Raw genomic sequence first — 13,240 nt, 5'->3', positions numbered from 1 at the left:
GTGGGTGGTTGCAGTTGCAACCTGTGTCGCTGTGTAGGCTGTGCCGTTGCGTGTCGTCCGCCGAGGAGACTTCGGCGTTACCGTGGGGTTCTGGAGAGTGTTGAAGATGAAGCGTTTTGCCGTACTGATTGCCTTAGCGTTGGCGACCACCGGGTGCACCACCTTGTCGGCGGGCACGCCGGCGGCATCGTCTGCCACCGCGACCCTGCAGGGCGATGCCGCACGTCCGGCCAACGCCAACGGGTGGGTCCGCAGCGAGCTGTACTTCGGCGTAGGTGAGGAACGCGGTGCCGGTGAGCGCGAGCAGGCCAACACCATCAGTGACGCGCAGTGGCGCGCGTTCCTGGACAAAGAGGTGACGCCGCGCTTCCCCGATGGCTTGACCGTGTTCGATGCGTACGGTCAGTGGCTGTTCCGCGGTGACCCGGAACCCAATCGCCTGCGTACCAAGGTGTTGGTGGTGCTGCACGAAGACAGCCCGCAGCGCCGTGCCGACATTGAAGCGATCCGCCTGGCGTGGAAAACCGCGACCAAGCACCAGTCCGTGCTGTGGTCGCGCCAACCGGTGGAAGTGTCCTTCTGAACGCGCTGGGCTATGGGCTGCTGATCGCCGTGCTGGGCGGCTCCGGTGGGGTGGACGAGGTCCGTGCACAGGACCGCGAATCGATCCGCTTCGACGTCGCACCGGGTGTGCCCGTCGAGGCGACGGTGCGCGACGAGGGCGGTGTCGAGGTGCGCATCGGCAGCGCGGGTGCCATCCAACAGGTGGCGGGTGTGGCCGACGCGGATGGCAAGGCGCGGCTGGACCATGAGGACGTCGACTTCGACGGTCACCTGGATCTCGTGGTGCGGGCGAGCGTGGGGCAGGTCAACGAGGCGGTGGCGGTCTACCGCTATGACGCGGCCAGTGGGCGGTTGCAGACGCTGCGCGTGCCGTCCGGCACGCAGGCCAACTGCGATGGGTTGTGGTCGCTCACGGTGGATGTGTCCAGCCGGACGCTGGTCAGTACCTGCCGTGGCGGGCCCATGTGGTACACCGACCTTTATCGCTACGCGGGCGACGCGCTGTACCTGTATCGCGTCGAGCGGATGATGATGCTGGAGACGCCAGCGCTTGAGGCGGTGTTGGACGTCGACGTCGCCGAAGACGCTGGCCCGCTGGCGGTCTGGAGCACCTTGGCGGCCGACGGTCGGGTGCTGGAGCACGCCGTTGCCGGTGGCCTGGCAGTGCCCGCGCATGGCGTGCCCCTGAAGGGCGTGACGGCGCGTGTTGTCGCATCACGCCAACCGCTGTATGCCGCACCGGGCGATACGAGCACGCGCCGCTATCTGGTTGCCGGCGACCGCGTTGAGCTGTTGGACGAGCGCGATGGCTGGCTGCAGGTGCGCTACCGCAATCCATCCAAGGGACCGGTGCTGGGCTGGGTGCCCGTTGCTTTGCCGTAACCGGCGGCATGCCTACGGCGGTGTCACCGGAGGGGGCTTAGACTCCGGCGTTCCCTCTCCAGGAAGCCAAGGCCATGAGCAAGCGCGTCGCCGATATCGTTGTTGAGACCCTGCAGCAGGCGGGCGTACGACGCTGCTACGGCATTGTCGGCGACACCTTGAACCATGTCACCACGGCAATCCATGGCAGCGAGATCGACTGGGTGCACGTGCGCCACGAAGAGGTGGCCGCGTTTGCCGCCGGTGCCGACTCACTGATCAGTGGCGAGTTGACCGCGTGCGCGGGGTCGTGCGGGCCCGGCAGCCTGCACTTCATCAACGGCGTGTTCGAGAACAATCGCAATCGCGCGCCCATGGTCCTGATCGCCAGCCAGATCGTTACCAGCGAACTGGGCATGGAGTTTCCGCAGGAGGTCGATTTCAAGGCGGTGTATGCCAGTTGCAGCGTGTTCTGCGAGCAGGTGTACAGCGCCGAGCAGGCGCGCCGCGTGGTGACCCTGGCATGCCAGGCGGCGATCAGCCGACGAGGCGTGGCGGTGGTGATCCTGCCGTCCGACATCAGCGAACAGGCGGTCAAGCACGATCCGCCGTTCGCGGTGCATCGCGCGCAACCGGTGCTGCGTCCGTCGGACGAGGAGCTGCTGCGTATCGCCGAGCTGATCGGCCTCGGCAAGCGCATCGGCATCTATGCCGGTGCCGGCTGCGAGGGCGCGCATGCGCCGCTGCTGGAGCTGGCGAGGCGGCTCAATGCGCCCATCGCCCACACATCGCGGGCCAAGGATTTCGTCGAGCCTGAAAATCCCTTCAACATGGGCATGACCGGCATCTTCGGCATCGAATCGGGGTTCCACACGGTGATGGAGTGCGACACGTTGCTGCTGCTCGGCGCGGACTTCGCGTGGGGCCAGTACTACCCGGACAAGGCCACCATCATCCAGGTCGACCGTGATGGCAGCCATCTGGGCCGGCGCCATCCGGTGGACCTCGGTGTGGTCGGCGACATCCGGCCTACGCTGGAGGCGTTGCTGCCGATGCTGCCGCCGCGCGAAGACAGCGACTTCCTGGATGAGTGCATCAGCCACCGCGACAAGGCCCTGGCCAAGCGCGCCGCGGAAGAAGCGCCGGGTGAAGGGGGACTGATCCATCCGCAGTACCTGACCGCGCTGCTGGACCAGCACGCGGCCGACGATGCGCTGTTCACCGGCGACTGTGGCTCGCCGATGGTGTGGCTGCTGCGCCATATCCGCGTCAACGGCCGCCGGCGTACGCTGACCAGCCTGCTGCACGGCACGATGGCCAACGCCATGCCGCAGGCGCTGGGCCTGCAGAAGGCCTTCCCCGGCCGGCAGGTGGTCGCGCTGTGTGGCGACGGCGGCCTGACGATGCTGATGGGCGATCTGTTGACCGCGGTGCAGGAAAACCTGCCGATCAAGATCGTGGTGTTCAACAACGGCTCGCTCAACTTCGTAGAGCTGGAGCAGAAGGTAGAGGGCCTGTTGGACTACTACACCGAGTTGAAGAATCCGGATTTCGGCAAGCTCGCCGAGGTGATCGGTTTCCATGGCCGCACCGTGACCCGCAGCGAAGAGCTGGCGCTGGCCGTGCAGGACCTGCTGGCACACCCTGGCCCGGCATTGCTCGATGTACACACCACGCCCACCGAGCTGGTGATGCCGCCGCAGGTCGAGGCCGGGCAGGTGGTGGGCACCGCGCGCTACATGGCCAAGGCGGTGCTGGCCGGGCGTATCGGCGAGGTCAAGGACCTGCTGGCGGACAACTTCCTGAAGCGCTGAAGCGGCCAGCGCCGCAGCCCTCCCGAGAGGGGAGGGCTCTGCGCCCGGGTGCAGGACGGTGCGGCCCGTGGCTGCGGTGATGCCCGGGCCGGGATGTTTCAGCACGAACCATCATTGGCATCCGGGCTTCGCGAGGCCTACCATCGGCGGTCCCCACACCCCCCACCGCCCCCACATGTCCGTTCCTGCTCCTGCCGCTCCGCGGCGCTGGTTCGTCGCCGGCGATCTCAATGGTTTCTTCGGCCTGGTGGTCGACAATCTGTCCATCCTCGGTTTCATCGCCATGGCGTTGGTGGGGATGTTCCAGTTCCCGGCCGAGGTGGTGTTCACCCGCATGTTCCCGGGCACCGCCTTTGGTGTGCTGGTCGGCAACGTGCTGTACACCGTCATGGCGCGGCGGCTGGCAGCGCGCACCGGGCGCGACGATGTCACCGCGATGCCGCTCGGGCTCGACGCGCCGACCAGCATCGGCATGGCCCTGCTGGTGCTGGGGCCGGCCTTCGTGGCCTTCAAGGCGCAGGGCATGGACCCGAACGCTGCAGCGATTGCCACCTGGCAACTGGGCATGGCCTCGCTGGTCATCATGGGCCTGCTCAAGCTGGTGCTCTCTTTCTTCGGCGAAGCGGTGACCCGCGCATTGCCGCGGGCCGCGTTGCTGGGCTCCATCGCGGGCATCGCGCTGGTGCTGATGGGCCTGTTGCCGCTGCTCGAAACGCTGCGCTCGCCCTTGGTCGGCTTCGTCACCCTGGGCCTGCTGCTGTATGTGCTGATCGCCAAGGGCAAGCTGCCGGTGCGCGGGCCTGGCGTACTGCTGGCCTTCGTCTTCGGTACCGTGCTGTATTACGGACTGGGCATGGCGGGGCTGGGTGCGCCCGGCTTCCAGATACCGGTGTGGGCAGCGCCGCAGATCGTGCTGCCGCTGCCGACGCTGGGCTTCCTCGACGGCATGCCGACGGCGATGACCTATCTGCCGCTGCTGTTGCCGTTCGGGTTGTTGATGGTGGTCGGTGGCATCAACGTGTCCGAGAGCGCGCGCGCTGCCGGTGATGACTACCGCACGCGTGACATCCTGCTGGTGGAAGCCGTCGCGACGCTGGTCGCGGGTGTCTGTGGCGGCGTTGCACAGACCACGCCGTATATCGGCCAGCCGGCGTACAAGCACATGGGCGCGCGTAGCGGTTACACCCTGCTGACGGGGCTGTTCATCGGAATCGGCGGCATGCTCGGCATCGTATCGGGGCTGGTGCAGTGGCTGCCGCTGGCGGTGCTGGCGCCGATCATCGTCTACGTGGGCATCGACATCACCACCCAGGCCTTCCAGGCCACGCCGAAACAGCACGCCGGTGCGATGGTGCTGGGCTTCCTGCCATCGGCGGCCTACCTGTTGGCGATCAAGGCGCCGGGCTGGATCGCGCCGGAGCAGTTGGTGGCCATGCTGACCAAGGTGGATGGGCATGGGCTGCCCGAGCTGGCGGTGATCTTCGCGCTGGGCAATGGCTTCATCATCACCTCGATGCTGTGGATCGCCACGGTGGCGGCGATGGTCGACGGGTACCTGCGCCGGGCCTGTGGCTTCCTGCTGGTGGCTGCAGGGCTGACCCTGTTCGGGCTGATCCATTCGGTGGATCCCCGCGGTGGCATCTACCTGCCGTGGGACCTGCAGGGCCTGGCGCGCATCATCAGCTGGCAGTTCGCCGGGGCCTACGTTGCGCTGGCCGTGCTGCTGGCCCTGCTGTCGCTGCAGAAGCAGCCCGTCCCCCGCCCATGACGACCGCCGGTTGCTGACGGCCAGCGGCCGTCACTACCGTGCCATTCCGGCACCGGTAACCGTCTCATTCCGCCCCCCGGTAACCGTGTCATTCCGCCACCGGTAGCGCCGAGCCATGCTCGGCGAGCGCAGCGGCAAGCGCCGACGCCAGGCGCCGACAGCCAGCGGCCATCTCTACCGTTTCATTCCGGCGCGTCCAGCTCCGGGTAATGGCGGAAGATGCCATTGGTGTTGAAGGCCACGCGCCGCTCGGATTTCAGGTACGCGGCAATGCCCGGCCGCTTTTCCACGCGGTCCTTCAGCGCTGCAAGCAGCGGCAACGAAGGCCACAGCGTGCGCATCCGCTGCGGGAACATGTAGTCCAGCCCGCTCAGCAGCTGGAAGAGCGACAGGTCGACGTAAGAGTGCTCGCGCAGCGGGTGCCGTCCGCCGTTCTCCTTGATCACGTTTTCGAAGTAGTCCAGGAACTTGGGCATCCGTTCTCCGCGCATCGAAGCTGCCCGCGCCTTCGCTTCGGCTCTCTGGTCTTCGTAGTACGCCGACGCCGCGATGGGGTGGTGGGTGTCATGCACCTCGGCGACCAGGTCGGCAATGGTCAGCTGAAGCTGCACGGCCTGCGTGCGTCGCGATGCGGCATGCGGCACCAGGTCCAGCGTGGGGCCGAGGAAATCCAGGATGGCGGCCACCTGTGCGACCACCTGCCGGCCGGCCTTGAGGAACGGCGGGGCAAACGGGCGGCCCCCCTCGGCCTTGCCGGCGAGGAATGCGTCCATCACCTCATCCCCGTGTTCGCGCGCCATGTCGGTGTAACCGGCGCCGGCATCCTCCAACGCCAATCGGACGAACTCGCCACGCCCCTGGATCCCGGTCCAGTAATAAAGCTCGTAATGCATGTCGGTCCCGTGTCATGAAGGCGACGCCAGTATGTGACGCGGAAGGGCAGGGAACGGTGAGCATGGCCTGCACGCCCTGTTTCCTCCCTCTGGCCGATGATCTCAGATGCCCTTGAAACCGGCGGCAGCAGCCGCATCTGGTGGGTAGTGCCGGCGTGGCCGGCTTCTCATGATCGAGGATCTGACATGCGGATGGACAAGCTCACCTCGCGTTTCCAGCAAGCGCTGGCGGACGCGCAGTCGCTGGCCGTAGGCCGCGATAATTCCATCGTTGAACCGGTGCACGTGTTCAGCGCCCTGTTCGACCAGGCCGGTGGCAGTACCCGGCCCCTGCTGTCCCAGGCGGGTGTCAACGTGACCGTGCTGCGTGAGCGCCTGGACGAGGCGCTGGCGGCATTGCCGAAGGTTTCCGGGCAGGCCGGTAACCTGTCCATCGGCAACGACCTCAACCGGCTGCTCAACCACACCGACAAGCTGGCACAGCAGCAGGGCGATGCCTTCATCGCGAGCGAATGGTTCGTGCTGGCGGCGCTGGAAGATGGCGGCACCCTGGGCATGGCGCTGCGCGCTGCCGGTGCCGACAAGGCGCGCCTGCAGGCGGCCATCGACAAGCTGCGCGGCGGCGAGAAGGTGCAGTCGGAAAGCGCAGAGGAACAGCGCCAGGCGCTGGAGAAGTACACCATCGACCTGACCGCGCGCGCTGAGAGCGGAAAGCTCGATCCGGTGATCGGCCGTGACGAGGAGATCCGACGCACCATCCAGGTGCTGCAGCGACGCACCAAGAACAATCCGGTGCTCATTGGCGAGCCCGGCGTGGGCAAGACCGCCATCGTAGAGGGCTTGGCCCAGCGCATCATCAACGATGAGGTGCCCGAAGGCCTGCGTGGCAAGCGGGTGCTGTCGCTGGACATGGGCGCGCTGATCGCCGGTGCGAAGTTCCGCGGTGAATTCGAAGAACGCCTGAAAGGCGTGCTCAATGATCTCGCCAAGAGCGAAGGGCAGGTCATCCTGTTCATCGACGAGCTGCACACGATGGTCGGCGCAGGCAAGGCCGATGGTGCGATGGACGCCGGCAACATGCTCAAGCCGGCGCTTGCGCGCGGCGAACTGCACTGCGTCGGTGCCACCACGCTGGATGAGTACCGCAAGTACATCGAGAAAGACGCCGCGCTGGAGCGTCGTTTCCAGAAGGTGCTGGTGGGTGAGCCGTCGGTGGAGGACACCATCGCCATCCTGCGCGGTCTGAAGGAAAAGTACGCGGTCCACCATGGCGTGGAGATAACCGATCCGGCGATCGTCGCGGCCGCCACGTTGTCGCACCGCTACATCAGTGACCGGCAGCTGCCGGACAAGGCCATCGACCTGATGGACGAGGCCGCCTCGCGCATCCGCATGGAGATCGATTCCAAGCCGGAAGAGCTGGACCGACTGGAGCGCCGGTTGATCCAGCTGAAGATCCAGCGCGAGATGCTGAAGAAAGAAAAAGACGAGGCGTCCCGGCAGCGCTTGGCGGACCTCGAGAGCGACATCGACGCGCTGGAGCGTGATTTCTCGGACCTCAACGAAGTCTGGAAGTCGGAGAAGGCGGCGCTGCAGGGCGCAACCCGGATCAAAGAGCAGATCGAGCAGGCACGGCTGGAGCTGGAGTCGGCGCAGCGTCGGCAGGATTTTGGTCGCATGAGCGAAATCCAGTACGGCCAGTTGCCGCAGCTGGAGAAGCAGCTCGCTGCCGCGCAGGAGGCCGAGAACACCGAGTTCAAGCTGGTGCAGGACCGCGTTACGGCCGAGGAAATCGCAGAGGTGGTTTCCCGCTGGACCGGTATCCCGGTCAACCGCATGCTGGAAGGCGAGCGCGAGAAACTGCTGCGGATGGAAGACGAACTGCACCGGCGTGTGGTGGGGCAGGAAGAGGCCATCAAGGTCGTGTCCGATGCGGTGCGGCGCTCGCGTGCGGGTCTGTCCGATCCTGACCGACCGAGTGGCTCGTTCCTGTTCCTGGGCCCCACCGGCGTGGGCAAGACCGAGCTGTGCAAGGCCCTTGCCGAGTTCCTGTTCGACAGTACCGATGCGATGATCCGCATCGACATGAGCGAGTTCATGGAGAAACACAGCGTCGCCCGTCTGGTCGGTGCGCCTCCCGGTTACGTCGGTTACGAAGAAGGTGGCTACCTGACCGAAGCCGTGCGTCGTCGTCCGTATTCGATCATCCTGCTGGATGAAGTGGAAAAAGCGCATCCGGATGTATTCAACATCCTGCTGCAGGTACTCGACGATGGCCGGTTGACCGATGGCCAGGGCCGCACCGTGGACTTCCGCAACACAGTCATCGTGATGACGTCCAACCTGGGTTCGCATCAGATCCAGGACATGAGTGGCGATGATTCGCCGGAGGCCTACACCCAGATGAAGGCCGCCGTGATGGGCGTGGTGCAGGCGCATTTCCGCCCGGAGTTCATCAACCGGCTGGACGACATCGTGGTGTTCCACCCGTTGGACAAGCAGCAGATCAAGCAGATCGCACGGATCCAGATGCGTGGCCTGGAATCGCGGCTGGCCGAGCGCGGCTTGAAGCTGCAGGTCAGCGATGCGGCATTTGAATCGCTGGGTACGGCGGGCTTCGATCCCGTCTACGGGGCGCGGCCGTTGAAGCGCGCGATCCAGTCGCAGCTGGAGAACCCCCTGGCGCAGAAAATCCTGTCAGGTGAGTTCAGTAGTGGCGACACGATTGGCGTGGAAGCCGAGAACGGCAGGTTGCATTTCAGCGTGCGGTGAACAAGCGCTGCAGCGGCCAGGTTCGCCTGGCCGCTGCAGCTGCGGTCAGAGGAAACGAATCTGCTGGTCGGCAGGCCGTGTCATGGCCATGCCGGCGGTGCAGTTGAAGGCTTCGGTGAACTCCGGAAAGTTCGACGGCGCACCGTCAGCGCGCACAGGCTCAGGCGGGTGAGCGACGATGGCGCGATCCAGCTCAGCCCGCTGCGGAGTCGAAATGGCTCGATGTGCCACCGCGTAGGCGATGAAGAATCGCTGCTCGCGGGTCTGGCCATCGATCATCGGATCCGGGGTCCCCGCCGTCGCCTGCCGCATTGCCTGCAACGCGATGGACAGCCCGCCCAGGTCGGCCAGGTTCTCATCAAGGGTCAGCTTACCGTCCACCGCAAGTCCGTCACCCTCGTAACGGTTGAACTGCTGGGCAAGCTGGTCTGCGCGTGCTTTGAACTGCTGCCGGCTGTACGGCGTAAGCCAATCGCCTCCGTGGCCGTGCTCGTCGAACGAGGTGCCGACCGTGTCGAATCCGTGGGCGATTTCGTGGCCGATGATCGCGCCGATGCCTCCGTAGTTGAGGGCGGCGTCGGCGTTGGCGTCATGGAACGGAGGCTGCAGCAGTGCGGCCGGGATCGCGATCAGGTTCAATGAGACATCCTGATAGGCGTTCACTGTCTGCGGCGTCAGCTTCCAATGATGGTGATCGGCGGGCTGGCCCAACTGGGCCACATTGCGACGCTGGGCATGTGCCCGCACGGCCTGCATGTTTTCCAGGAACGAGGTGCGCCCGGTGCCGACATCGCCCCAAACCGGCCATTGGCTGGGACAGCCGACCTCGATGCGCTGCGTGTTCGCTTTCTGCATCGCCCTTTCGCGGGTTTCGGCGTCCATCCAGTCACACTGGGCGATCCTGTTTTTCAGCGCAGAGGTCAGCTGCTGGGTAATGGTCTTCAATGAACGTGCAGTATCAGCGGGAAACGCAACCTGCGCGTAGGCCGGGCCCATCGCGTCCCCTGCTGCTTGCTGGATCATGCCGAGTATCCGCGCAAAGCGGGGCACGCGGGATCTGCGGCCCTTGATCACCCCGCCATGAAACGCATCATGGGTGTCGACGAAGGCGGCGGACAGACACGGAGCTGCGTCGTCGGTGGCATGGAAGCGCAGGTAGGCCTTCCAAGTCTCCAGTGGAGTGTCCCTCAGCAGGGTATCGAGCTTCTGGAAGAAGGTCGGCATGCCCAGTGAGAACGTGGCAGGTGGCTGCAGACCCTGGGCGTGGAAGAAGCGCCGCCAATCAAGATTGGGTGTCTGCTGTCGAGCCTGCTCGGGGGTGACGATGTTGTGGAACACGGAGATATCGGTAGCCAGTTTGGAGAAGGGTACCGAAGCCGCCGCCAGCTCACGTTCGATCAGTAGGATCTCCGGCGCCAGCCTGTCGGCGTCACTGCGGGGCATACCGGAAAGCACAAGCGTTTCCACCACGTGCGCGCGGTATGCATCGATGAGGGGGCCTTTTTGCGGGTCGTCGTACCACTCGCTGCTGGGCAGGCCCAGACCGGATTGCGCGAAATACCCGATATTGGTCGCCGGGTCTTCGAAGTCGGGACGCACGGTAAAGGTGAACAATGGATTGGCGTCACGCCGGGAGGCATCGAACAGATATTTGATGAGCGCGTTTGTGTCCCTTACCGCTTCGATGGCCTCCAGCGCAGGTTGCAGAGGCCGGCGGTCGGCCACCTCGATACCCACCTCATCCATGCCTGTTGCCCACAGGTCACCGATCACCTTGGCTGGCTTGTCCGGCGTCCGCTCGATGGCCATCTGTTCGGCCAACTGCTGGCAGACCAGCAGTGCATTGGTGCGCAGGTGATCGAGCGTGCCCAACTGGGTTCTACTGGGTTGCAGCGTGGTCGTCTCTTCCCACCGTCGATTCACGTGTGCACCAAGCGAGACGCAGGGGGAAATGTCCGGTTCCAGATCACTGACATTGAAGCGCATCGGCGGCAGCAGCCGCTGCGGATCGAGCCTATAACGCGGGAGGGGCGGATGCGTGACCGGGGCCGGCGCTTCGGCCACATCGTCGGTGGTGACCGGGTCGCGGTGGAGCAGATAGCCGGCCGTGGCTGCTGCCGCCCAGAAGGCAGTCACGCCGGCAGCCGTCACTACAGCCGGAGCGCACTGCCGGGGATGGCGCAGGCAGGTGGCCAGCGCCGCGTCGGTGGCGAGGTTGACGACGGCCGTCGGGGCACTGCCCAGCAGCGGTTCGTGCGCGGCCGCCGGCGCCGCGGCCGCCCTCATGTCACGCAGCTCGAAGCCGGTGTCCATCGCCTGCGCGGCGGGTGGCCACCCGGACGCGGGGCGAGGTGGCGGATGCGCCGCCGGCGTGGCCGGTGCAGGACGGTGGGCGACTGCGGGAAGCGCGGTGCTCAACAGCAGCACAAGCGCCAACTGGTTGCTCGCCCCCTGCAGATTGAATCCCGGCGGTTGTCGACCATAGCGCTGTTGGCACGTTGCAGTGTGGGACGGCGCAGCCAAACCGCGATGTTTGCGCTGGTAGGCGCCCTGCTGCTGGCGGGCCTGCGTGGCGTTGATGGGCATGGGCGCCTCAGCTGTCCAGTGTCGTGGGGATCACGCCAGCGGTATCGGCGTTCCATTCAAGGTGGCGCACGCCATCCAGCAGCGCGTTGGCGAATTCCACCGACATCGCAGGATTGACGCGGTGCAGGCGATCGCGTTCGCTGTGGATCATCGTGGGAGGTGCATTGGGGTGCGCATCGCGCAGCGCTTTGTACTGGTGATAAGCGCTGGCCGCTGCCTGGTAGCGTGTCTTCAGAATGCGCGCCTCCTCTGCGGGCAGCGGGGCCGTGCCGCTGTTCTGCGCCTGCCAGGCACGCCAATCCACTTCGGCATCACGCGCCTGCCATGTCTTGCGAGCGTCCTCCAATTGTCTCCACAGCGCGGCATCTGCGGCGCTCACCTGGGTAACGGCAACGCAGGGGATGGAGGCGTTCTGGAATGCGATGTTGTCCGAGGTGATCCACGGGCTGTGATCGGGGGACGCAGGTACGAAGCCCTGCGTGGCCAGGCGCTGTTCGAGCTGCTCACGCGCCTGCTGCTCCACCGGACTGACCGCCGGCGCACGCAGGTACATCGTGGGTTTGCCCAGATGCGGCGAGTCAGCCAGCCCATCGGTGCCGGTCAGCGCATAGCCGTGTCCGCCGCGACCGGTCATGTCCACGTTGATGACGAAAGTCGGGCAGTCGTCCCGCTGCAGGCAGTCGTCCACGTACGCCCGTGCACCCAGGAAGCCGAGTTCTTCGTTGGAGGTGACCAGCAATTCGACCTGGGTGCCGGCGAGGGACGGGTCCTCTTTCACCTGGCGGGCGATGTGCAGCAGCGTCGCGACGCCGGACGCATTGTCGTAGGCCCCTTCCGAGCCCCGTGAGCGTCCGATCATATCGCCATGGGCAACCAGCAGCAGCCGCTTCGCAGGAGGGGCCGCAGCGGCTGTCGGCAACGTCACCTGCAGATTGAAGGCTTCGCTGCCATCGGCGATGCCCAGATGCTGCAGTCCATGCAGAACGTACGGCACGCGCGTCACCGGTCCGGCGTCGCGCTCCAGCAGACGGGCGATGGCCTCCAGCCGCCCCTCATTGGCTTTTTTCCAGCGCTGCTGGATTTCGTCCCCGGTGCCCTGTCGTCCACTGGGTACGCTGGTGGTGCTGGCCACGATGGCTTCCATGTCGTCCTGGAAAGCGGCCACGCTGGGCGTGTACAGATCGGCAAGCACGTCGGCCAGCTCAAGCAGCAGGGCGTCGGCCGGCCAGGCGGCCGCTTCCGCGCCTGCAAGGGGCCAGCCGTCCTGCACCGGCGGCGTCGACGGTGCCACCGTGCGCGCCACCATCTGCTGCAGCTGGGACAGCGTGGCCGGTGGCAAAGAGTGCAGCAGCGCGTTGATGGCCTCGGCGCGGCAGCCACGGTCACCCCCGCAGTTGCGCGCCACCTGCAGCAAGGCAGCTTCCATCGGCGAGGAGGTGCCATCGGCCGACACCACGCTGGCCTGTTGTACCGTCTGCTGTACTTGGTCGCGGATCGGGACGCTGGGCGAGGGCAAATGCGGAGGCACGGGCCGCGGCGGCCGCCCGGAGTCCCATGTCTCGCGGGAAGGCTGGAAGCCGCCCTGTGCATTGAGGTAAACCAGCCCACCGAACACGCCCAGCGTGCCCAGCATCGTGGCGGTCGCGCAGGTGCGCGGCGCCAACGTGCACGCGCCCAGCGCGGCGTTGCCGATGGACCTGATGCCGCTGCACCCTGTCGACGGGGCCGTACCCGGTACCGTGGTGTACGTCGGTGTGGCCTGCGCCGCAGGCGCCAGGGTGGCGAGCAGCAGGGCGGCGGTGAGCAGCTGCGCCGGATGGTTGCCCACGCGCAGGGCAGGGCGATGCTGGCCCCATGCGGCGTGCTTGCGGGATGCGTGCGCGGCGGGCGCGCCGCCGTGGTGGTGGTTCTGGAACGCGCCCTGTGTGCGCCGTGCCGCACTGACCTGGTCGATAGGCATCGTGTCTGACCCTTTTCTGGAC

Annotated in this window: 8 protein-coding genes; 5 read left to right on the top strand and 3 right to left on the bottom strand. The window is 66.1% G+C overall.

Annotated features, from left to right (window positions below; all coding sequences use genetic code 11):
• Positions 1–106 precede the first annotated feature (106 nt).
• The 4 genes from ICJ04_RS13645 to ICJ04_RS13630 all read left to right on the top strand — a co-directional run bounded on the left by ICJ04_RS13645 (position 107) and on the right by ICJ04_RS13630 (position 5,007).
• Positions 107–583, top strand: coding sequence for a DUF3574 domain-containing protein (locus ICJ04_RS13645; protein WP_188324760.1), 477 nt, complete (start codon positions 107–109; stop codon positions 581–583).
• Positions 550–1,446 (top strand): SH3 domain-containing protein, encoded by an 897-nt coding sequence (locus ICJ04_RS13640; protein ID WP_223202895.1) that lies wholly within the window; start codon positions 550–552, stop codon positions 1,444–1,446. The genes ICJ04_RS13645 and ICJ04_RS13640 overlap by 34 nt, the downstream gene beginning before the upstream one ends.
• 74 nt (positions 1,447–1,520) lie before the next feature.
• Positions 1,521–3,239, top strand: a complete 1,719-nt coding sequence (locus tag ICJ04_RS13635) for a thiamine pyrophosphate-dependent enzyme (RefSeq protein WP_188324759.1) — start codon at positions 1,521–1,523, stop codon at positions 3,237–3,239.
• Between the two features lie 175 nt (positions 3,240–3,414).
• Positions 3,415–5,007 carry a hypothetical protein gene (locus ICJ04_RS13630; RefSeq protein ID WP_188324758.1) on the top strand — a complete coding sequence of 531 codons (1,593 nt, stop codon included), beginning with the start codon at positions 3,415–3,417 and terminating at the stop codon, positions 5,005–5,007.
• Between the two features lie 182 nt (positions 5,008–5,189).
• On the opposite strand, the gene ICJ04_RS13625 is transcribed toward ICJ04_RS13630, so the two are convergent.
• The gene (locus tag ICJ04_RS13625) at positions 5,190–5,900 is read right to left on the bottom strand and encodes a glutathione S-transferase (protein WP_188324757.1); all 711 of its coding nucleotides are present in this window, start codon (positions 5,898–5,900) and stop codon (positions 5,190–5,192) included.
• Positions 5,901–6,086: 186 nt separating this feature from the next.
• Between ICJ04_RS13625 and clpB the strand changes: the two genes are divergently transcribed.
• On the top strand, positions 6,087–8,672 hold the full coding sequence (clpB, locus tag ICJ04_RS13620; RefSeq protein ID WP_188324756.1) for an ATP-dependent chaperone ClpB: 2,586 nt from the start codon (positions 6,087–6,089) through the stop codon (positions 8,670–8,672).
• 45 nt (positions 8,673–8,717) lie between these two features.
• On the opposite strand, the gene ICJ04_RS13615 is transcribed toward clpB, so the two are convergent.
• Both ICJ04_RS13615 and ICJ04_RS13610 read right to left on the bottom strand, forming a co-directional pair.
• A complete protein-coding gene (locus tag ICJ04_RS13615; protein WP_188324755.1) occupies positions 8,718–11,258 on the bottom strand; it encodes a M13 family metallopeptidase in 2,541 nt (846 codons plus the stop codon).
• A 7-nt stretch (positions 11,259–11,265) separates the two neighbouring features.
• Positions 11,266–13,218, bottom strand: a complete 1,953-nt coding sequence (locus ICJ04_RS13610) for a M20/M25/M40 family metallo-hydrolase (RefSeq protein WP_188324754.1) — start codon at positions 13,216–13,218, stop codon at positions 11,266–11,268.
• Between the last annotated feature and the right edge of the window lie 22 nt (positions 13,219–13,240).

Origin of the sequence: Stenotrophomonas sp. 169, assembly GCF_014621775.1 — a bacterium.
In the GTDB taxonomy this organism is placed as follows: Bacteria; Pseudomonadota; Gammaproteobacteria; order Xanthomonadales; family Xanthomonadaceae; genus Stenotrophomonas.
This window is presented reverse-complemented; position numbering and strand designations above follow the sequence as displayed.

What these genes read in the sequence shown, in the direction of transcription:
- ICJ04_RS13625 (WP_188324757.1), bottom strand. Translation starts at nt 5,900, where the DNA reads ATGCATTACGAGCTTTATTACTGGACCGGGATCCAGGGGCGTGGCGAG.
- ICJ04_RS13610 (WP_188324754.1), bottom strand. Translation starts at nt 13,218, where the DNA reads ATGCCTATCGACCAGGTCAGTGCGGCACGGCGCACACAGGGCGCGTTC.
- ICJ04_RS13615 (WP_188324755.1), bottom strand. Translation starts at nt 11,258, where the DNA reads ATGCCCATCAACGCCACGCAGGCCCGCCAGCAGCAGGGCGCCTACCAG.
- ICJ04_RS13635 (WP_188324759.1), top strand. Translation starts at nt 1,521, where the DNA reads ATGAGCAAGCGCGTCGCCGATATCGTTGTTGAGACCCTGCAGCAGGCG.
- clpB (WP_188324756.1), top strand. Translation starts at nt 6,087, where the DNA reads ATGCGGATGGACAAGCTCACCTCGCGTTTCCAGCAAGCGCTGGCGGAC.
- ICJ04_RS13645 (WP_188324760.1), top strand. Translation starts at nt 107, where the DNA reads ATGAAGCGTTTTGCCGTACTGATTGCCTTAGCGTTGGCGACCACCGGG.
- ICJ04_RS13630 (WP_188324758.1), top strand. Translation starts at nt 3,415, where the DNA reads ATGTCCGTTCCTGCTCCTGCCGCTCCGCGGCGCTGGTTCGTCGCCGGC.